A 22,531-nucleotide genomic window follows, 5' to 3' on the forward strand; every position below is an offset into this window, starting at 1 on the left:
TGAATATGAATGAAGTAAAAGTTAAAGAGTTAGGGAATGTGGTTATTCGATTTTCAGGAGACTCAGGAGATGGTATGCAATTAGTAGGGACACTTTTTTCTAATTTATCTGCCTATTTAGGTAATGAAATCATTACATTCCCGGATTTTCCAGCTGAAATAAGGGCTCCAAGAGGGAGTCTTTCCGGAGTATCGGGATATCAAATGCAATTAGGAACTAATGTATATACCCCTGGTGATAAAGCAGATGTCCTGGTTGCAATGAATCCATCCGCATTAAAAGTGAATGCAAAGTTTCTTCGTTCTGATTCAGTAGTCATTATAGACGTAGACTCATTCCAAACAGTTGATTTACAACGAGCCTTATTTGTTAGCGATGATCCTTTCAAAGAGTTAGGATTGAATTCAGTACAAATTATTGCTGTTCCTATTTTTCAGATTTGTAAAAATTGTTTGGCGGATATTACTGACAATAGGAACCCTATAAAAATTCGGAACATTTTTGCTTTGGGATTAGTTTGTTGGTTGTTCAATCGTCCTCTGAAAATTGCAGAAAAATTTTTATTTGAAAAATTTAAGAAAAAACCTACTGTGTTGCTAGCCAATCAACAAGTACTTCAGGCTGGATACGATTATGGCCATAATGTACACGCTTCAGTTTCTACTTATCGAATAGAAACTACTAGTTATAAAAAGGGTTTTTATACTAATATTAACGGAAATTGTGCAACTGCTTATGGATTAATTGCTGCATCAGAGAAAGCAGGGTTACCTTTGTTTTTGGGCTCATATCCAATTACTCCGGCGACGGACATTATGCAGGAACTTGCTTCTTGTAAAGAATTGAGCGTAAAAGTAATGCAAACAGAGGATGAAATTGCGGGTGTTTGTACGGCTATTGGAGCGTCTTTTGCCGGAAGTTTGGCTGCAACTAGCACTTCAGGTCCAGGATTGGCATTGAAAAGTGAAGCTATTGGGTTAGCAGTAATGGCTGAAATACCATTAGTGGTAATAGATGTGCAGCGAGGTGGTCCTTCTACAGGCTTACCTACTAAAAGTGAACAAACTGATTTAATGCAAGCTTTATATGGACGTAATGGTGAGTCCCCTGTCGTAGTCATTTCCGCATTGTCTCCAACAGACTGTTTTGATATGGCATTTTGGGCATGTAAACTTGCCTTGGAGTATCTTACCCCAGTTATACTATTAACTGACGGTTATATTGCTAATGGAAGCAGTACGTGGCGTATCCCTGACTTAACTGAATATCCAAGTATTCGGCCTCCTTATGTAAGTAAGGAGCAAAGGAATTGGCTCCCATATTATCGCAATTCAATAAACGATACACGTTATTGGGCAATTCCTGGGATGAAAGACTTTTCTCATTGTATTGGTGGGCTAGAAAAAGATAGTGATACAAGTGTTATTTCAACTGATGCTGCTAATCATCAAAAAATGGTAAAAATTCGCCACTCAAAGATAAATAAGATTGCTCAACATCTTCCATTGCAAGAAATATTAGGAGATATAGATGCAAATGTGCTAGTCATAGGTTGGGGAGGGACTTATGGGCATCTATTAGAAGCAGTTGAACATATCCGTTTTTCGGGAAGAAAAGTTGCCTTTACGCATTTCAAATTCATTTGTCCGTTACCTATAAATACAATAGAAATCTTGAAAAGGTATAGAAAAATATTAGTTATTGAACAAAATATGGGACAGTTTGCTAGCTATTTACGTTCTAAGATAAATGGGTTCCAGCCTTTTCAGTACAACCAAGTAGATGGACAACCCCTCAATACTGCCCGTTTGGTAGAAGAAATAAACCATTTTTTTTAAAAATACCTTACATAAAATCTTGTTAAATGTAACATTACATATAGTAATATTCTTATCAAATATAATTTATTATGACATACGAAGCTACAGATTTCAAAAGTTCTCAACAGGTACGTTGGTGTCCCAAATGTAGTGATTATAGTGTATTGAATAGTCTTCAAAAGGCAATGGCCGAATTAAATATTGCTCCTCATAATACAGTAGTTGTTTCTGGAATCGGTTGTTCTTCTCGCTTACCTTATTATATGAATACCTATGGATTTCATACTATTCATGGACGTGGTGCAGCTATCGCTACAGGTGTAAAAGTTGCAAATCCAAACTTATCAGTCTGGTTAGCAACTGGAGATGGCGACTGTTTAGCAATTGGAGGGAATCATTTTATTCATACTGTTCGCCGTAATGTGGATATCAATATTTTGTTGATGAATAATAAAATTTACGGTTTAACTAAAGGACAATATTCTCCTACTTCGGCTCGTGGATTTATTTCTAAATCTTCTCCTTACGGAACAGTAGAAGATCCTTTTCGTCCAGCTGAATTGGTAATAGGTGCTCGTGGATGTTTTTTTGCTCGTACTACTGATTTTAATATAAAGAATTCATCAGAAATTTTAGTAGCTGCAGCTCGACATAGAGGAACAGCGGTTGTTGAATTTATTCTTAACTGTGTAATTTTTAACGATGGAATTAATGAAAGCATAGTTAATAAAGAAAATCGTTTAAATAAGACTATTTTCCTCCGTCACGGAGAAAAAATGATATTTGGAAAAAATAATGATAAAGGAATTGTTCAAGAAGGATTTAATTTAAAAGCTGTCAATATTAATAAGAATCACTGTACTCCAAATGACATTTTAATACATGATGTAACTATTTCTGACCCAAGCTTACATTTAAAACTAGCTTTAATGGATGGGAACGAATTGCCTGTCGCATTGGGAATTATACGTGATGTAGAAGCTCCAGTATATGATACTGAAATGGAAAAACAGATTGAAGAAGTAAAAACTAAAAAAAAAGAAAGAACACTAAAAGATTTTTTAATGTCAAAAAATATATGGGAACAATAATCATAAGTAATTTTAATCATTACAATTTCTGCGGAATAAAAAAAAGGTAAAGGAAGAAGTATGGAAATTTGTATATCATGAATAGAGTCCAATTAATTATGATTGGAAAAGATTTTTTAGTAAAAAAGGTACATAGTAAATAATAATATTCCTAGTTGCGTTATTGTACAAGTTTTTAGTAAATAAATATTAATAAAAAAGACGATTTATGGTAATGAACGTGTTCTATTGGCTGGACTGTTATTGTTTTTCAACAATTCTCAGAAATTCTTCGTTTGTAATATTTTTGTGAATTTGAATTCAGGCAATTAGATTTTTCTATCAAAAAATATTGAGAGTTTAAATAAGTATGCTTTTGTAATGAAGAAAGACTAAGTGGTATTATTACTATTTACTGTTTCATTAAACAGCATAAAACATTTTTATCTTAATAATTTTTTATATATTTGTAATATTTTCTAGGTAAGTCGAAATAACTAAATATAGTTGGATCAAAATTTTGATTTAATTACTTAAAAAACAATCCCTTTTTGTTACTATGAAAAAAGTGAAGAGTATATTTTTATTATTAATGATTGCTTTTTTTAAAAGCAATTTGCTTGTACATGCAAGTGAAGCAAATTTAGCAATACCAGATCTTCATAAAGGAACTTTTCATTTATTTGGAGGGGCGATTTCTTCATGGGATTTTTTATTCTATGGAGCTTTAATTATCGCTGGCACATTGGGATTCAGTTTATTGTTGTTTAAACAGATAAAACAATTGCCATCGCATGAATCTATGCTTAAAGTAGCCTCCATAATTTACACTACTTGTAGAGCTTACTTACTTCAACAAGGTAAATTTCTCTTAATGCTATTTGCATTAGTAGGAGTAGTTTTATTTATTTATTTTTTAGGATTGCTTGGACAATCTTTTACTGTCGTTTTACAAGTATTATTGTACTCTGTTATTGGTATGACAGGTTCGTATGTGGTTGCTTGGTATGGTATTCGGGTGAATACTTATGCTAATGCACGAACAGCTTTTGCTTCACTTAGAAATTTTCCTTTAGATGTAGTTAATATTCCATTGAAAGCAGGGATGAGTGTTGGGTTGTTTCTTATTTCGCTGGAATTAGTGCTAATGGTAGTTATTCTTTTGTTTGTTCCTCGTAATATCGTAGGAATTTGTTTTTTAGGTTTTGCTATCGGAGAATCTTTAGGAGCCAGCGCATTACGAATTGCAGGAGGAATTTTTACTAAAATTGCTGATATAGGTTCAGATTTGATGAAAGTTGTTTTTAAAGTGAAAGAGGATGATCCACGTAATCCTGGTGTAATAGCGGACTGTACTGGAGATAATGCAGGTGATAGCGTGGGTCCAACTGCTGATGGTTTTGAAACTTATGGGGTAACGGGAGTAGCTCTTATTACGTTCATCACTCTAGCTGTTCATGATGTAGATATGCAGGCAAAATTGATTGTTTGGATATTTGGTATGCGATTCTTGATGGATTTCTTATCTGGGTGTTCCTTTTTTATTAATCAAGAGATTTCTAAAAGACTGTATGCAAATAAAAAAGATTTTGATTTTGAATCTCCATTAATGAGATTGATTACTATTGCTGCTATACTTTGTATTTCTGCAAGTTTTTTCATGAGTCACTTATTATTGAGCGATATGGAGGATACGACTTTATGGTGGAAACTAGCCGTTATTATTAGTTGTGGGACGTTAGCAGCTCTGCTTATTCCAGAGTTTACGAAGATATTTACGAGTTCAAAGTCTATTCATGTAAGAGAAATTGTTACTGCATCACGCGAAGGTGGCTCTTCATTAAACATTCTTTCTGGGATTGTAGCAGGTTATTTTAGTGCTTTCTGGACAGGACTATTAATTGTAGTTTTAATGGCTGTAGCTTATTTTACTGCTCAGACTGGATTGAATGAGATATTGGGGTGTCATGCTACAATTTTTGCTTTTGGGTTAGTTGCTTTCGGATTCCTTTGTATGGGGCCAGTGACTATTGCGGTAGATAGTTATGGACCAGTGACAGACAATGCTCAGTCAGTTTTTGAACTTTCTCGAATAGAACAAATACCTAATGTAGAAAAGTCTATTGAAGAAGATTATGGATTTAACCCTAATTTTGAAAGGGGTAAATATTATTTGGAATCTAATGATTCTGCTGGGAACACATTCAAAGCAACAGCAAAACCTGTATTAATAGGTACAGCAGTAGTAGGAGCTACTACTATGATATTTTCTATCATTCTTTTATTAGAAAAAGTTGGCTTATTGCATCTGTCACTGACAGATGCTCCTGTGCTTCTTGGATTTATTTGTGGCGGATCTGTTGTTTTTTGGTTTAGTGGAGCTTCTATGCAAGCCGTTATTACAGGTGCCTATCGTACGGTAGAATTTATTAAAAATACTTTTAATATGGACAAAAGAGAGGCTTCTATTGAAGATTCCAAATCAGTAGTAAAAATTTGTACGCAGTATGCTCAAAAAGGAATGTGGAATATCTTTCTCGCATTAATATCATTAACGTTGGCTTTTGCGTTCATTGATCCTAATTTTTTTGTTGCATATTTGGTTTCAATTGCTGTAATTGGTTTATTTCAAGCAATTTATATGGCAAATGCCGGAGGTAGTTGGGATAATGCAAAGAAAATTGTAGAAGTAGAATTAAAGGAAAAAAATACTCCCTTACATGAGGCATCTGTAGTAGGAGATACTGTTGGGGATCCTTTTAAGGATACTTCTTCAGTTTCATTGAATCCAATTATCAAGTTTTCAACATTATTTGGATTGTTAGCTACTGAAATATGTATTAAAATAAAAGAAGCAGGGGAAAATTATTCTGTATACATTGCTTTTCCATTTTTAATAATTGGATTATTTTTTGTATGGCGATCGTTCTATCGAACACTAATACCAAGATAATTTTTCTAAAAAGAGAGGGGTGGGGAATTCTCTTTTAATTCATTTGCCTTCTCATTTCCATTTCTAGTACAGGCCGGTTGTACAAGAATCCTGCATCTTTTAGACGTTGATATATGGAAAACGGATACTTTTTTTATAAAATGAGAGGAGAACTTCTTTCTACGTTTCGTAATTTTCTGGATACCTCAGTGGTATCCTCTTGCTTACAAATTACTTATTTACCAATATTATTCTTCTAAAGACTGTTTGACTATTGCATATTCAGACTTTAGAGTTTCAAAAATTTCTTTGACAGTGTTTATTTTTTCTGCCAAATATGCGTTCGATCCTGCAAATGCATACCCCTTTTTCATATTTCCCTTTGCTGCATTGTATAACACTTTGATAATACAATAAGGACTTTGAGTACAATTACAAGTTTTAATACAATGAAATGGACATGCACGAGGCCTTTCACTACCACTATTTACTTTTTGGATAAATTCATTATTTATAGCTCGACCAGGCATACCAACTGGACTATCAATAATTATGATATCTTTCTTCGACGAATTGATATATACTTTTTTAAAAACATCAGACGCATCGCATTCTTTTGTTGTTACAAATATACTGCCCAATTGTACAGCAGCTGCACCTAATTTCATAAAATGATAAATATCTGAACCGGTATATATACCTCCTGCTGCAATTACAGGGATACTTTTTTGTGCCTTGTATTGATTTGCCACATTAATTACACTTGGGATTAATTTCTCCAATGAATAACTTTCATCTTCAATTTGGTTTTTTTTAAAACCTAAATGTCCTCCTGCTTTAGGTCCTTCAACGACTAAAGCATCAGGTAAATAATTATAACTTGTATTCCATTTATTACAAATAACTTGTGCTGCTCTTGAAGAAGATACTATAGGAACTAATGCTGTTTGACTTTCAGATGTCAAATATGATGGTAAATCAAGTGGTAGGCCTGCACCTGAGAAAATGATATCCACCTTTTCAGCAATAGATGTATGAACCATATCTGAAAAATTGGATAATGCCACCATAATATTCACTCCAATAATACCCGTTGTTTTTTTACGAGTTTTACGAATTTCCTCCTTTAAGCCCCAAATACAATCTTTTAAATAGTTTCTTGGAGTTCTTGGATATACTAACCCGAGTCCTGCACATGAAATTACACCTATCCCCCCTTCATTGGCTACTGCTGATGCTAATCCAGACAATGAAACAGCAATACCCATCCCCCCTTGTATGATAGGTAGCTTAATTTCATTATTTCTAATGAAAAAAGGATTCATAACCATTTGTTTTTATAAATAAAAAATCAATATCCTCTCCGAATAACAAAGGTAAATCTTTTTATTTAATTTTGTTCAAATTTATATTTTTATATGGTACATAGATTTGATTTTTTAGTTATTGGTTCTGGTATTGCAGGGTTAAGTTATGCTTTAAAAATGGCAGATAAGGGAAATGTTGCTATTCTTTGTAAAACTTCTTTAGAAGAAGCTAATACTTTTTATGCACAAGGAGGAATTGCTTCTGTTACATTGCCGTGGGATGATTTTGAGAAACATATTAATGATACTTTAGTTGCAGGAGATGGACTCTGCAATAAGAATGTAGTAGAAAAAGTTATTTGTGAAGCTCCTAAGCAAATAAAAGAATTAATTCGTTGGGGAGTAAATTTTGATAAAGATTCTAAAGGTGCATTCTCTTTACATAAAGAAGGGGGACATTCTGAATTTCGTATTCTTCATCACAAAGATAATACTGGACAAGAAATACAAAAAAGCCTGATTAACGCCTCTAAACGTCATCCGAATATTATTGTATTTGATCATCATTTTGCTATTGAAATTTTAACTCAACATCATTTGGGTATGAAAGTAACAAAAGATACAGAAGATATAGAATGTTATGGTGCTTATGTTTTGAATGAGAGAACGAATGAAATTCATACTTTTCTTTCTAAAATTACTATGATTTGTACTGGTGGAATTGGAAATATTTATCAAACTACTACTAACCCTTTAGTTGCTACTGGTGATGGAATTGCAATTGTTTATCGGGCAAAAGGTTTAGTACGAGATATGGAGTTTGTACAATTTCACCCGACAGCCTTATATAATCCGATTGAACGTCCAGCTTTTTTAATTTCTGAAGCTTTGCGTGGATATGGTGGTATTTTAAAAACAAGAGAAGGTAAAGAATTTATGCATCGTTATGATTCTCGTAGAGCATTAGCTCCACGAGATATTGTTGCCCGTGCTATTGATAGTGAGATGAAAAGTAATGGGAATGATTTTGTTTATCTTGACATTACGCATAAAAATGCGGAAGAAACTCGGAACTCTTATCCTACTATATATGAAAAATGTTTAAATGAAGGAATTGATATCACTCGTACATATATTCCCGTTGCACCAGCAGCCCATTACCTCTGTGGAGGTATTGTAGTAGATAAGAATGCAAGAACAAGTATTCACAGGTTGTATTCTGCCGGTGAATGTTCATGTACAGGATTACACGGAGCTAATCGTCTAGCTTCTAATTCATTGATTGAGGCTATCGTTTATACTGATGCTGCAGCTAAACATTCAATTACACGATTTAATCAATATGAATTTAATAGAAATATTCCTCAATGGAATGATAAAGGAACTTCTTTAACCGAAGAAATGACTTTAATTACTCAAAGTGTTAAAGAAGTTGAAGCAATTATGAGTAATTACGTTGGAATCGTTCGTTCTAATATGCGTTTAGAACGAGCAATGAAACGTTTAGAAATTATCTATCGGGAAACTGAAAGTTTATTTGCACAATCAGTTGTCTCTCGTGATATTTGTGAACTGCGTAATATCGCATGTGTTGGATATTTAGTTACGAAGCAAGCGATGGAACGAAAAGAAAGTAAAGGACTACACTATACCATTGACTACCCTAAAAAGTGATAAAATAATCTCCAAAATTTATCAAATGGTTTAAAAAAACTATTTACTATTAGTTGAAGTAATATTTATTCGGTATTCTATCTATCTATTGTTCCTGTTTTAGATTCTATAGATATAAAGATTTAATAAAAAATTGTACTTCTATGGATACGAGGATAACACCTAACTTTTACATTCGAAACTATATAATTTTAATTATCAAAATTATAATAAATTCCTGCATCAAAGTTTTCTAATCCTTTTAATCACAATATTCAGAATCTTAATTTATAATTAATTCCCCTTTTTGTACTTTTACAAAGTAAATAATAGTATTACTACTGAAATTAATAAGGTTTTTCATATGTTAGATATTAGTTTCATCATGTATTATTGATGAAACTAAGTCTATTGTTGTTAAATGATTTACATCATGCTATAACACGAACCATTTCAAGTACTTTATTTGAATATCCCCATTCATTGTCATACCAGGAAATTATTTTGGCGAAATTTCCATCTAAAGAAATACCAGCTTCCGCATCAAAAATAGAAGTATTAGAACAACCACGGAAATCTGTAGATACTACAGCATCTTCAGTATATCCCAAGATACCCTTCAGTTCACCTTCAGAAGCAGTTTTCATAGCATTTTTGATATCTTCTTTTGTAGCCGTTTTTTCAAGGATAACTGTTAAGTCTACAACAGAAACATCGGAAGTTGGGACGCGAAATGCCATACCTGTTAATTTTCCATTCAATTCTGGAAGTACTTTGCCTACGGCTTTAGCAGCACCTGTAGAAGATGGAATGATATTTTCAAGAATTCCACGCCCTCCTCTCCAATCTTTTGAAGAAACACCATCTACTGTTTTTTGAGTAGCAGTTGTAGCATGAATAGTCGTCATTAGACCCTTGATGATACCAAATTCATCATGTAATATTTTTGCGATAGGAGCTAAGCAATTAGTTGTACAAGACGCGTTGGAAATTATACATTGATTTGTGTAATTTTGATGATTTACTCCATAGACAAACATTGGAGTTGAATCCTTAGAAGGAGCAGACATAATTACCTTTTTAGCACCAGCTTGAATATGTCTACGTGCTGTTTCATTCGTTAAAAAGAAACCAGTCGATTCAACAATTACTTCAGCTCCTAGTTCGTTCCATATCAGATTTATGGGATCTTTCTCAGTCGTTAAGCGAATTTTTTTATCATTTATTATCAAATAATTCCCATTTACGGAAATTTTACCTTTGAAATATCCGTGTACAGAATCATGCTTTAGCATATAAGCTAAATAATTAGCATCCAATAAGTCATTTATACCTACAACTTCAATTTCATCATCAAAATTATACATTGCAGCACGAAATACCATACGACCAATACGTCCAAACCCATTAATACCTACTTTAATCATCTTGATTTCTTTTATAGATTAATAAACTAAAACGTTACAACTTCTCACTGCAAAGATATTTTTTTTCCTTAAAAATCATATGCATACAAATATAATTTTTTGTTAAATATTTAATTTATTCAATTTTTTTCGATATTCTCTTACATTTTTATAATGTTCATTTAAAGTGGTCGCAAAGTTATGTTTTCCTGATAAGTCACCTTTGGCACACATATACAAATATGTATGATTTTGATAATTTAACACGCCATCTATAGAATTTATAGAAGGTATCCTAATAGGTCCTGGAGGTAATCCGTAATTTTTATAGGTATTATAAGGAGAATTTATTTTTAAATGTTTTAAAAGTATCCTTTTTAAAGTAAAATCTTTTATAGCAAATTTAACAGTAGGATCTGCCTGTAACATCATGCCTTTTTTTAATCGATTAAGGTATAAACCAGCTATAATAGGATATTCGGATTTAAAATTAGTTTCTTCTTCTACTATGGAAGCTAGAATGGAAACTTCTATTTGGGTTAATGGTATAGCTTGTGCTTTTCTTAAACGTTCTATCGTCCAAAATCGATTATATTCTTTTTTTATTTTTTTCAAAAAATCATCAACAGAAATATCCCAATAAATTTCGTAAGTATTGGGAATAAACATTGCTACAATAGTTTCGGTATCAAAACCAAAAGAACTTACTATATTTGGATTATTCAGATAATCAAATAAAATTTCAGAATCTAACATTAATTGATTACCTATTCGGGATGTAAAGTCTTTCTTCAAACGAATATTATTAAAAATTAGTTTTATAGGTTTTTGTCGTTTGTTCCAAAGTATTTTGACTACCTGCAAGTAGGTTGTTTTGGGTGTTAATTCATATCTTCCAGTTTTTATACTTTCCAAATGTTTTATACTCGATACCAATTGTTTAAAGATGCATATATTTTTTATATGAGCATTGAATTGTAACTGTGACAACAAATTATTATAATTTTTTTGTTCATCTATATAAATAGATATAGGTTTGTTGATTTCAAAAGCTGGAGAAATTATTATGTAACAATAAACAATTCCATTAATTAATAAGATTACCATTATAAGTGGAACAATACTTCCTATAATAAACTTTTTTTTTTCATTTTTGTTAAATTACTTTTTCACTGATGATTATTCTGATCTATACCCAAATTTTTTTAGTAAACTATCTTTATTTCGCCAATTTTTTTCTACTTTGACGTGTATTTCAAGAAAAATTTTTTTTGAAAAAAAAAAACAATATCCTTTCTTGCCGTAGACCCTATTTTTTTTAAGGCCTTACCACCTTTTCCAATAATAATTTTTTTTTGAGAATCTCTTTCTGTAATAATTATTGCTTTAATCTGAATAAAATTTTCAAACTCTTTGAAAAAATCTATAATTACTTCAACTGAATAGGGTATTTCTTTTTGATAGTATAAAAAAATTTTTTTACGAATAATTTCAGCAACAAAAAAACGAATAGGACGGTCAGTTATAGTGTCTTTTTCGAAATAAGGGGGTGACTCTGGAAGTAATTTTTTAATTCTCTTTTGTAGATAGTCTACATTAAATCGATTGATTGCTGATAATGGAATAATTTCTGCGTTTGGAAGAATTGTCTTACACTCTGCTGTTTTCTGTTCCAGTTGTTTCTGATTAGATAAATCTATTTTATTAATTAGCATAAGAATAGGAAAAGTATTTTTTTGTAATTTTTTTATAAAAAAATTAGTTTTATCTAACTGATCCGTAATATCAGTCATATAAAGCAATATATCCGCATCTCTTAGTGCTGATTCAGAAAAAAACAACATTCTTTCTTGCAACTTATAATTAGGGTGAAGTATACCTGGTGTGTCAGAAAAGACAATTTGCGTATCAAATGTATTTACAATTCCTATAATCCGGTGACGAGTAGTTTGTATTTTAGGAGTAATAATAGATACTTTTTCCCCTACTAAAATATTCATCAACGTAGATTTTCCTACGTTAGAATTACCTACTATATTCACAAATCCAGATTTGTGTACGATATCTGTATTAAAATGCATTTGCTTTAAGGGATAATCCCGTTTTTTCATTTAGGCCACACATAAGATTAAAATTTTGTATTGCTTGTCCAGAAGCTCCTTTTAGTAGATTGTCTATGATGGAAATAACAAATAATTTGTTACCATATTTTTCTAAATGAAGGATGCATTTATTTGTATTTATCACTTGTTTCAAGTCAGGATTTTTATCAGAAATGAAAGTAAAAACACTATTTTTATAATAATTTGAATAGACTTGAGTAATATTCTTGAGGTTTAAGTCACTTTCAGTATAAATAGTTGCAAAAATACCTCTGGAAAAATTGCCCCTCACAGGGATGAAATTGAATTTAGAGGACTCATAATTTAAAGATTCAGTAATTTCCTTCAAATGTTGGTGAATAAAAGCTTTGTAAACTGAAATATTATTATTTCTCCAAGAAAAATGAGAAGTCTCTGAAGGTTTCACACCTGCTCCAGTTGTTCCAGTAATAGCATTTATGTGAATTTCACTTCTCAATAAATTATTATTTGCCAAAGGAAGTAAAGCTAACTGAACTGCTGTAGCAAAACAACCAGGGTTAGCAATGTAGTGAGCTTTTTTAATGGTTTCTCTATTCAATTCTGGTAACCCATATATAAATTTTCCGGCGTTTTCTTTATGGCGAAAATCTATAGATAAATCTATAATTTTCAAATTTTTGTGAATTTTATGAGTTTCTATAAATTTTTTACTATCTCCATGTGCAGAGCAAAGGAACAAAACATCTATTTCAGTCAAATTGTATGAATCAGAAAAAACCAAGTCTGTTTCTCCAATCAAGCCTGTGTGAACATCTATAATTTTATTTCTGGCATTGCTGTGACTATGGACGAATATTATATTTACATCAGGATGATTTATCAATAAACGTATTAGTTCTCCAGCAGTATATCCAGCTCCTCCAATTATTCCTACTTTCATCTAATTTAATAATTTTAATAGTAGTTATTTAAATTTTAGTAAAATTCTTGCATAAAATCCATAAGTTGTTTCTGGATTGTTGAAAGTTTTTTACATTTAGTCTTATTTTTAATTCGACTATTTCAAACTTTAAAATTCACTATTTTCTAAGTGTTATCTTGGTATCTATTTGTAATATTTGTACACATATTATTGATATATAAATCCAACAAATTTATTTTTAATTTTTTAATCAGATGTGGCTGTGTTTTCTCTACCTACAAATGGATTTAAAGCCAGTTTCTTCAAAGAGTAGAATATTTTATTAAAAAATATTCAAAAAACATCAGGATGTCTCACACATTTTGAAATGTGGACAAATCGTTTTTAATATAGTATTTCCTTCTTATTTTTTTCTAGTCATCACTCTTCTTTGGAAATATTATAGAATACTTACAAAGATATCTACTGAAATAGATTGTTATCGTTTACTCTGTCAGTTTTAACAAAAAGTTGAATGGATTTAACATTTAACGAATTTTATTTCAAATATTTTACTACTCATTTCTTTCTTAGATTCAATATCTATCATTTTTTCGAAAAAATTGATAGCAGAAGGTAAGACTTTTATTCAAAAACCGTAATTATATAATTTGTTTAAAAAACCTCTAATATATTATTTGAATAATATTCAAAAACTTTGGATGTTATATTTATCATATTATAAACCTTTTTCATATTCTTTAGAGTCATCATAAAGAGACTAGTTAGTCTCCATAAAAAACGGAATTATTACGAATTTTACTCATATTTTTGATAGAACAAAAAAATACACAGTCCTGACTATAAAATTATAAATTTAATCATGATTAACTAGTTTTTTGACAAAAACATTATTAAAATTTTAATTTTTCTTAGTGATTAATCATTTTGGATTAAGATTTTTAAAACCTTTCTGTTTTTACGATATTTTTTAAAAAAAGTTATTTTTATGATTTCTTAGGTCTTATTATTGGAAATAATTGAATAAAACCGTTTAAACAGTCTCCAACAAGTTCTTTGAATATTTCAAAATCACTCTATTTATAAATAGTAGCTTCTTTAAAAAAATGAACCAATTCAACTATGTTGGACTATTTAAGACAGTTTAGCTTCTTAGTGTAGAATATTAACTGTAATAGAACTTTGTTTAAAACAATAGCAATCTTGAAAACTTTAATATCAAATGTTCTTTCATATTTAAAATTTTTTAATAGTTTTAAAGGAATAGAATTTTAAAAAATACCTTCATACTAACTTAATAATACTTATAAACTTAATTTTATTTGAGAGTAAATTTGTAGTGTAGTTTTTACTTTTGAAAAATATTTTTTCTTATAGGAGCTGTTGAGTATTATTAACTGTACAAAGACAGAGTTTGTAATTGTTTTTTAGGTGAGTTCCATGCATTCCATACCAAATTATGTTATTAGACTGTACATAAAATAAACTTTCTTAAAATGGAAGAGAAAAGCTTTTCTATTTAATAAATTACTCAATTGGATATTTTTTTAAAAGAGTTTAATTTTTAGTAATTACGTCTTTTATCAGGTATGTGAATAATCATTTTTCAAAATTTTTAGAAGTTTTCTTGAAAAATTTGTTTTTTAACATTATAACAATATTATTATAAACTGCTCTTTCCCATTCTTTTTTGTATGATATGATAGATTTTAGTTGGAATAGCCATTATTTTCGTGAATCCCTTTACATCATCTGATGTCCAAGCTTTGTTAATTTCTCCATATTTCCCAAAGTCTGTTTTCATCAAATCAAAATCACTTTCTACCCCTATTAGCACATACTGATAGGGGCTAAATCGAACTATTACTGTTCCTGTTACATTTATTTGAGAATTCTGTAGAAAACATTCAATATCTCGCATTACTGGTTCAAGGTATTGAGCTTCATGTAAAAACATTCCATACCAATTTCCTAATTGATCCTTCCAATATTGTTGCCATTTAGTTAAAGTGTGTTTTTCCAACATTTTATGTGCATTAATAATCACTAAAGGAGCAGCTGCTTCAAATCCTACACGTCCTTTGATACCAATAATTGTGTCACCAATGTGCATATCTCGCCCAATAGCGTAACGTGATGCCATTCGTTCTATTTTTTTTATTGCTTTTACCTTGTCTTGATATTCTTTTCCATTAATGGCTAATATTTCACCTTTTTTAAAAAAAATTTTTAAAATTTCCTCCCCTTTTTCTTGTAATTGAGATGGATAAGCATTTTCTGGTAAAGTTTGTTCTGATTTTAATGTCTCTTTTCCTCCAATACTTGTTCCCCAAAGACCTTTGTTTATAGAATATTCCATTTTGGTAAAATCGGCTTTGAATCCATGTTTCTTCAAATAATTGATTTCATATTCACGGGTGAGTACCATATCTCGAGTTGGAGTAATAATGCCTATTTCTTGTGCCAATATGTCGAAAGTCAAATCAAAACGAATTTGATCGTTTCCGGCTCCTGTACTTCCATGAGCCACATAATCAGCTTTTATTTCTTTAGCATAATTAATTATAGCAATAGCTTGAAAAATACGCTCTGAACTAACAGATATAGGATAAGTTCCATTACGAAGAACATTTCCAAAAATCATATACTTAATACTTTTTTCATAAAATTCTTCAGTAATATCAAGATTTATATGTCTTTTCGCTCCTGCTTTGTAAGCATGTCCTTCTATTTTTTTTAAATCTTCATCTGTAAATCCACCTGTATTTGCTAAAGCGGTATATACTTCATGTCCTAATTCTTTTGACAAATACACAGCACAGAAAGATGTATCTAAACCTCCACTGTATGCTAAAACTACTTTTTTTTTCATTGTCCCTAAATATATTTACTTTTTTATCTCTACTACTTAATGAGCATGATCATTTTTCTTTGGATCGTATAACATGCCTGTACAAAGGCAATAACGACGACTTGTTCGCTGCAAAATGTCGTAATTTATGCATCCTTGGCATCCTTTCCAAAAAGATTCATCATCTGTTAATTCTGCAAAAGTTACTGGTACATATCCTAAAGCTGTGTTAATTTTCATTACAGCTGATCCAGAAGTTAATCCAAATAATTTGGCTTTTGGATATTTTTTCCTTGACAATGCAAAAGATTTTTTTTTAATTCTTTTTGCCAATCCTTGTCCACGAAACTTACTTATCACAATCAATCCAGAGTTAGCGATATATTGTTTGTCTCCCCAACTTTCTATATAACAAAAACCAGCAAATTCCTCATTTACAAAGGCAATGACAGACTTTCCTTCTAACATTTTTTGTTCTAAATATTCAGGAGTACGCTTAGCAATACCTGTCCCTCGTATTTTTGCTGCTTCTTCAATAGTTTTTAATATTGTTGGAACATATTTAATATGATCCCCGTCAGCGACTAGTATTTTAATTTTCTGATTCATTTACTGGAATACAATAAAATAGAGAAGTAAAAGACAAGAAAAAGTGATTATCCAAAAATATTAAAAAACAAAAAAAATCAAGCAATTTGTTATTTTTAAACACATATTATTCACAGTTTTTCTTTACAACTTTTGTATTTCCTTTTTTAAAATTCAACAAATAATAAAATTAATAATCCTAAAATAACTACGATATCCATCGTATTCCATAAGGCTCTATCCAATTCAACTTTGAGTAATGACTAAAATAAAAAAAATTATTACTTTACTTTTCTTGTTCTCTTAATTTGCAAATTAAGAAAGTGTAAAAAAGCTAACTAATGCAATAAATCCTATTTAATTGACAAAAGCTATAGGAAACATTGAACAAGCATAGTTAGAAATAAAATTATCGAACCAATTTTCATTAGTCTATCTATTTTATATAGTTATTTATAATCAGCAATAATATTACAATTAACGAAAAAAATAAAATTTTCATGTAATGTTAGAAACATAAGCTTTTGAGCACAAAACTTAACGGATAAGTACACTCACTTATTTTCTACTATAAATAATTCTTCGTTAGGTTTAGTCATTAAATATTGTTCGCGAACTAATTTTTCTAATTTTTTATCATCACTATGTAAGAATCTAAGTTTTTGAAGATTATCTTCTTTTTTTTTCGTATAAAATTTTATTTCCTTTTTTAAATGATTGATTTGTTGATTATAAGCAACCCATTTAAAAATAGTACTATCTCCTATCAAAAAAGTAATAACAGTAAATATAATACAAGCTACCCAATATTTATTTAGTCCAGTTTTTTTTCGCTTAAAGGAATTGTTAAGATTATTGCTCACAATAATTTTTTTTGACAAAAGTAAAGAATAATTTCTAAAATTAAATTCTGTAACTTCGTTAATTAAATCTGGGTTTATTATTATGAATAGAAGAAGTATTACAAATAAAAAAAGTAGGAAGAGCATTAATTTTATTGAATTAATTGTAGAAAAAGATTTATCTGAAGGAAAAAATGAGGGAAGAATTCAAACGAGGTTTCCACCAGAACCAAATGGCTATTTGCATATTGGTCATGCAAAGGCTATTTATATAAATTTTAGTATTGCTCAAAAGTATGGAGGCGTTTGTAATCTCCGTTTTGACGATACTAATCCAACAAAAGAAGATGTGACATATGTGGATTCTATTATGAAAGACATTCGATGGTTAGGGTTCAATTGGAAAAATGTTTATTATGCTTCTGATTATTTCCAACAATTATGGGATTTTGCTATTCAGCTAATCAAAACTGGAAAAGCTTATATAGATGAACAATCTTCAGAAGAAATTGCTTTACAAAAAGGGTCTCCTACTCAAATAGGAAAAGATTCTCCATACAGAAATCGTTCTATAGAGGAAAATTTAGAATTATTCAATAAAATGAATAAAGGTGAAATTTTGGAGGGGTCAATGGTATTGAGAGCTAAAATTGACATGGCTAATTCTAATATGCATCTCCGAGATCCGATTATTTATCGTATTGTTAATCACCCCCATCATCGTACAGGGGAAATATGGAAAGTTTATCCTATGTATGATTTTGCACATGGTCAGAGTGATTATTTTGAAGGAGTTACTCATTCTGTTTGCACATTGGAATTTTCTGTTCATCGTCCTCTATATGATTGGTTTATAGATCAGTTTAAAAAAAATCATTCAAAGGGTGTGGATTTTAGACCAATACAATATGAATTTAACCGTCTAAATTTAACTTACACACTGATGAGTAAACGTAAATTATTGCAATTAGTAAGAGAAGGATATGTTAAAGGGTGGGACGATCCTCGAATGCCAACTTTAGCCGGATTACGTCGTAGAGGTTATACTCCAAAGTCTATTCGAAATTTTATAGAAAAAATTGGGTACACTAGATTTGAAGCTTTAATCGATATTGCACTATTAGAACATTCTGTTCGTGAAGATCTGAATACTAAAGCCAAACGTGTTTTTGCAATTATAGAGCCTATAAAATTGATTCTGATCAACTATCCGGAAGGAAAAACAGAAAAAATAGAAATAATAAATAATCCTGAAGATAATTTGGCGGGTACGCATCAAATTATATTTTCTCGTGAATTATACATAGAAAGAGAAGATTTTATGGAAGATGCTCCAAAGAATTTTTTTCGTATGACCCCAGGTAGATACGTTCGTTTAAAAAATGCTTACATCATTAAATGTGTAGGATTTAAAAAAAATGTATCTGGAGCTGTGGAAGAAATTTATGCTGAATATAACCCACAAACGAAAAGTGGACTACCTGCAAGTAATAGAAAGGTAAAAGGCACTTTACATTGGGTTTCTGTAAAACATAGTCTTCCAGCAGAAGTACGTCTATACAATTATCTTTTTACCGTAGAAAATCCTTCTGAAGAAAAAGATTTTCACAAAATATTAAATCCTAATTCGTTAATTGTAAAAACCGGCTCAATGATAGAACAAGAATTAGGAAATGCTCGTCCTCTAGAAAATTTTCAATTTCAACGATTGGGATACTTTAATTTAGATATTGATTCTAAAATGGACAAATTGATTTTTAATCGTACTGTACTATTGAAAGATTCAAAAAATAAATTCTTAAATAACTATAAATAAAAATAACTTCAAATAAATATTTGCTATTTATCATTTAATAAGTCAAATCATCATGGCTTACATCAAAAATATAGAAGTCCGCTATTGTATAATATTTGTAGGAAATAGTCTAACTGATATATTTTTTTGAGAAACAGTTTCTATTTCACAAAAAAACTTAGATAAATCTTTTTGTGTATAATAAAGTAGTTATATTGTACGTATTATCTTCTATGATATTGATATTCGAGCGAAAAACGGGACTTGAACCCGCGACCCTAACCTTGGGAAGGTTATGCTCTACCAACCTGAGCTATTTTCGCAATAAATACTATTCCATTAATTTTGGATTGGATTGTGTAATCCAATCTTCTTCTCTAGTTTTATACAAAATAAACCATTTCTTAACCTTGTCTTTGAGAAAGAAATTGTGGGACAAATGAGAAGAATGGATCTAATAAATTTTTAATTATCTGCTGTTTTCAATAACTGCCTGAGCTGCAGCCAATCGTGCAATAGGTACGCGAAATGGAGAACAGCTTACATAGTCCAATCCAACTTTTTCACAAAATTTAACAGAGTGAGGCTCTCCACCATGCTCTCCACAAATACCACATTTTAAACCTTTTTTTACCTCACGACCCTTTTTTGTTGCCAATTCCACTAATTGTCCGACACCTTTTTGATCTAATACAGCAAATGGATCATCTTTTAGAATACCTTTTTCCAAATACATTGGTAAAAATTTAGATACATCATCACGACTATAACCAAATGTCATTTGAGTTAAATCATTAGTACCAAATGAGAAGAATTCGGCAGAAGTAGCAATACGGTGAGCAGTTAATGCTGCACGTGGGATTTCAATCATTGTCCCTACTTTATAATTTATTCTATTATTTTTGTTTTTGAAAACATTTTTTGCTGTATTATCAATAATTTTTCTTTGAGCTAAAAATTCATAAAGACTTCCAGTCAATGGAATCATAATTTCTGGGAATATTTCAATTCCTTTAGTTTTCAAATCTAATGCAGCTTCCAAAATAGCACAGGTTTGCATTTCGGTAATTTCTGGATACAAATTACCTAAACGGCATCCACGAAGTCCTAACATTGGATTTTGTTCTAGCAAACTTTCAACACGATCGTGAATTTCTTTAAAGGAAATACCCATTACTTGAGCCATTTCTTTTTGTCCTTTCTCATCATGAGGAACAAATTCATGTAAAGGTGGATCTAATAAACGTATCGTTACAGGGAACCCTGCCATTACTTTAAAAATATTAAAAAAGTCAACCCGCTGTAAGGGTAATAATTTAGATAAAGCATTTCTACGTCCATTCTCATCTTTAGCCAAAATCATTTCTCTCATAGCAATGATTTTATCCCCTTCAAAAAACATGTGTTCTGTACGACAAAGTCCAATCCCCTGAGCACCAAATTTACGTGCAACTACTGCATCGTGAGGAGTATCCGCATTCGTTCTTACTTTCAAGCGAGCATATTTATCAGCTAATCGCATTATTTCAACAAAATCATTACTTAGCTCGGCTTCTTGTGTTTCTATCCTTCCTGCATAGATAAAACCAGTAGAACCATCTAGAGAAATCCAATCTCCTTCTTCCAATTTTTTACCACAAATTACCATTGTTTTAGTTTTGTAGTCTATTTGCATATTATTAGCAGCTGATACACAACATTTACCCATGCCACGTGCAACTACAGCAGCATGAGAAGTCATTCCACCTCGGGAGGTCATAATACCCTCTGCAACAGTCATGCCTCGTAAATCTTCTGGAGAAGTTTCTATACGACACAAAACAACTTTTTCTCCTTTTGCTACCCATTCTTCAGCTTCATCAGCGTGAAAAATGATTCTACCAGTAGCTGCCCCAGGAGATGCAGGCAAGCCTTTTGTGATTGGCTTGGCAGATGATAATACTGATTTGTTAAAAACAGGATGAAGTAACTCATCCAATTTTTCTGGATCCTGACGCAATAATGCTGTTTTTTCATCAATAATACCCTGTTTTAACATGTCTACAGCAATTTTTATCATTGCAGCGCCAGTTCTTTTCCCGTTACGAGTTTGGAGTAACCACAGTTTTCCATCTTGAATAGTAAACTCAATATCTTGCATATCCTTAAAATAGTCCTCCAATTTTTGTTGAGTATTAATCAAATCTTTTGCACATTCAGGCATAGATTCCTCTAAAGAGGGATATTTTGTTTTACGTTCTTCTTCTGAAATTTCTTGTTGAATTGCCCAACGTTTAGACCCATTAATAGTAATCTGTTGAGGAGTACGAATACCTGAAACAACGTCTTCTCCCTGTGCATTAATTAGATATTCTCCATTAAAAATATCTTCTCCTGTAGCAGCATTACGAGTAAAAGCTACACCCGTAGCAGAAGTTTTTCCCATATTCCCGAAAACCATAGCTTGTACATTAACAGCAGTTCCCCATTTTTCTGGAATACGATACATTTGACGGTAAAGAATAGCTCTTTCATTCATCCAACTGTCAAATACAGCACAAATAGATCCCCAAAGTTGTTCCCATGGAGATTCAGGAAAATCTTTACCAATATGTTTTTTAACGATAATTTTAAATTTAATTACTAATTCTTTTAGGTCGGATACCGTTAATTCGGTATCTAACTCTACTTTGCGTTCCTTTTTTATTTCGTCCATAATTTTTTCGAATGGATCTATTTCCAATTTGGATTTTGGTTTCATATCCAAAACCACATCTCCATACATTTGAATAAAACGACGATAGGAATCCCATGCAAAACGTTCATTCCCTGATTTTTTTGCAATACCTTCAACAGATTCAGCATTTAATCCTAAATTTAATACAGTATCCATCATACCAGGCATAGACACTCTTGCTCCAGAACGAACAGAAACAAGACATGGATTGTCTCTATCTCCAAATTTTGTATTTGTAGCTTCTTCTACTTTTTTAATTGCTTCTTTCACATCAGGTTTTATCAATTCAATTAAACTATTTTTTCCTAATTGATTATACTCTATACAGACTTCAGTAGTAATGGTGAAACCTGGAGGAACAGGAATGCCGATCAAATTCATTTCAGCTAAATTGGCTCCTTTTCCTCCTAAAATATCTTTCATATTTGCTTTGCCTTCAGCATATCCGTTTCCAAATAGATAAACTCTTTTTTTATTCATAAAATTTAAATATATTTATGTACATGGTTTTGTATCTTTTTCACGAAGGTACAAAAAACCTTATT

13 protein-coding genes, 1 tRNA gene and 1 pseudogene are annotated in these 22,531 nt (G+C 31.0%); 5 read left to right on the forward strand and 10 right to left on the reverse strand.

All coding sequences use genetic code 11. The features are described from left to right. The first annotated feature begins 5 nt into the window (after nucleotides 1-5). The 3 genes from ACZ5QM_RS02505 (at nucleotide 6) to ACZ5QM_RS02515 (ending at nucleotide 5,843) form a co-directional block, all read left to right on the forward strand. Complete coding sequence (locus tag ACZ5QM_RS02505) at nucleotides 6-1,838, forward strand: 2-oxoacid:acceptor oxidoreductase subunit alpha (protein WP_464182434.1); 1,833 nt, start codon at nucleotides 6-8, stop codon at nucleotides 1,836-1,838. Between the two features lie 71 nt (nucleotides 1,839-1,909). Continuing rightward, entirely contained in the window at nucleotides 1,910-2,911 is a 1,002-nt protein-coding gene (locus tag ACZ5QM_RS02510; RefSeq protein WP_464182436.1) for a 2-oxoacid:ferredoxin oxidoreductase subunit beta, read from the forward strand. A 538-nt stretch (nucleotides 2,912-3,449) separates the two neighbouring features. Next, on the forward strand, nucleotides 3,450-5,843 hold the full coding sequence (locus ACZ5QM_RS02515) for a sodium-translocating pyrophosphatase (protein WP_464182437.1): 2,394 nt from the start codon (nucleotides 3,450-3,452) through the stop codon (nucleotides 5,841-5,843). Between the two features lie 227 nt (nucleotides 5,844-6,070). Here the strand turns inward: ACZ5QM_RS02515 and ACZ5QM_RS02520 are convergent, their stop codons facing one another. Continuing rightward, complete coding sequence (locus ACZ5QM_RS02520; RefSeq protein WP_464182438.1) at nucleotides 6,071-7,147, reverse strand: NAD(P)H-dependent flavin oxidoreductase; 1,077 nt, start codon at nucleotides 7,145-7,147, stop codon at nucleotides 6,071-6,073. 93 nt (nucleotides 7,148-7,240) lie between these two features. Here ACZ5QM_RS02520 and nadB point away from each other — a divergent pair, with 93 nt between their 5' ends. Continuing rightward, complete coding sequence (nadB, locus tag ACZ5QM_RS02525) at nucleotides 7,241-8,803, forward strand: L-aspartate oxidase (protein ID WP_464182439.1); 1,563 nt, start codon at nucleotides 7,241-7,243, stop codon at nucleotides 8,801-8,803. Nucleotides 8,804-9,213: 410 nt separating this feature from the next. Here the strand turns inward: nadB and gap are convergent, their stop codons facing one another. The 7 genes and pseudogenes from gap to ACZ5QM_RS02560 all read right to left on the reverse strand — a co-directional run bounded on the left by gap (nucleotide 9,214) and on the right by ACZ5QM_RS02560 (nucleotide 17,496). Continuing rightward, nucleotides 9,214-10,209 carry a type I glyceraldehyde-3-phosphate dehydrogenase gene (gene gap / locus ACZ5QM_RS02530; protein ID WP_464182440.1) on the reverse strand — a complete coding sequence of 332 codons (996 nt, stop codon included), beginning with the start codon at nucleotides 10,207-10,209 and terminating at the stop codon, nucleotides 9,214-9,216. Between the two features lie 102 nt (nucleotides 10,210-10,311). Further along, a complete protein-coding gene (mltG, locus tag ACZ5QM_RS02535) occupies nucleotides 10,312-11,322 on the reverse strand; it encodes an endolytic transglycosylase MltG (RefSeq protein ID WP_464183327.1) in 1,011 nt (336 codons plus the stop codon). 45 nt (nucleotides 11,323-11,367) lie between these two features. After that, nucleotides 11,368-12,269, reverse strand: a pseudogene (gene era, locus ACZ5QM_RS02540) (GTPase Era). Beyond that, on the reverse strand, nucleotides 12,259-13,212 hold the full coding sequence (gene argC / locus ACZ5QM_RS02545; RefSeq protein ID WP_464182441.1) for an N-acetyl-gamma-glutamyl-phosphate reductase: 954 nt from the start codon (nucleotides 13,210-13,212) through the stop codon (nucleotides 12,259-12,261). The pseudogene era and the gene argC overlap by 11 nt, the downstream one beginning before the upstream one ends. Nucleotides 13,213-14,857: 1,645 nt before the next feature. Continuing rightward, nucleotides 14,858-16,066 carry an argininosuccinate synthase gene (locus tag ACZ5QM_RS02550; RefSeq protein WP_464182442.1) on the reverse strand — a complete coding sequence of 403 codons (1,209 nt, stop codon included), beginning with the start codon at nucleotides 16,064-16,066 and terminating at the stop codon, nucleotides 14,858-14,860. Nucleotides 16,067-16,102: 36 nt separating this feature from the next. Further along, on the reverse strand, nucleotides 16,103-16,654 hold the full coding sequence (locus ACZ5QM_RS02555; RefSeq protein ID WP_464182443.1) for a GNAT family N-acetyltransferase: 552 nt from the start codon (nucleotides 16,652-16,654) through the stop codon (nucleotides 16,103-16,105). Nucleotides 16,655-17,187: 533 nt separating this feature from the next. Then, nucleotides 17,188-17,496 (reverse strand): FtsB family cell division protein, encoded by a 309-nt coding sequence (locus ACZ5QM_RS02560; RefSeq protein ID WP_464182445.1) that lies wholly within the window; start codon nucleotides 17,494-17,496, stop codon nucleotides 17,188-17,190. 82 nt (nucleotides 17,497-17,578) lie between these two features. On the opposite strand from ACZ5QM_RS02560, the gene ACZ5QM_RS02565 reads away from it, so the two are divergent. Beyond that, entirely contained in the window at nucleotides 17,579-19,291 is a 1,713-nt protein-coding gene (locus tag ACZ5QM_RS02565; RefSeq protein ID WP_464182447.1) for a glutamine--tRNA ligase/YqeY domain fusion protein, read from the forward strand. Nucleotides 19,292-19,519: 228 nt separating this feature from the next. Here ACZ5QM_RS02565 and ACZ5QM_RS02570 read toward each other — a convergent pair. Beyond that, nucleotides 19,520-19,593 (reverse strand) — tRNA-Gly (locus ACZ5QM_RS02570). A 146-nt stretch (nucleotides 19,594-19,739) separates the two neighbouring features. Beyond that, entirely contained in the window at nucleotides 19,740-22,466 is a 2,727-nt protein-coding gene (gene ppdK, locus ACZ5QM_RS02575) for a pyruvate, phosphate dikinase (RefSeq protein ID WP_464182449.1), read from the reverse strand. Between the last annotated feature and the right edge of the window lie 65 nt (nucleotides 22,467-22,531).

The organism is Azobacteroides sp. (SeqCode), from assembly GCF_055395615.1.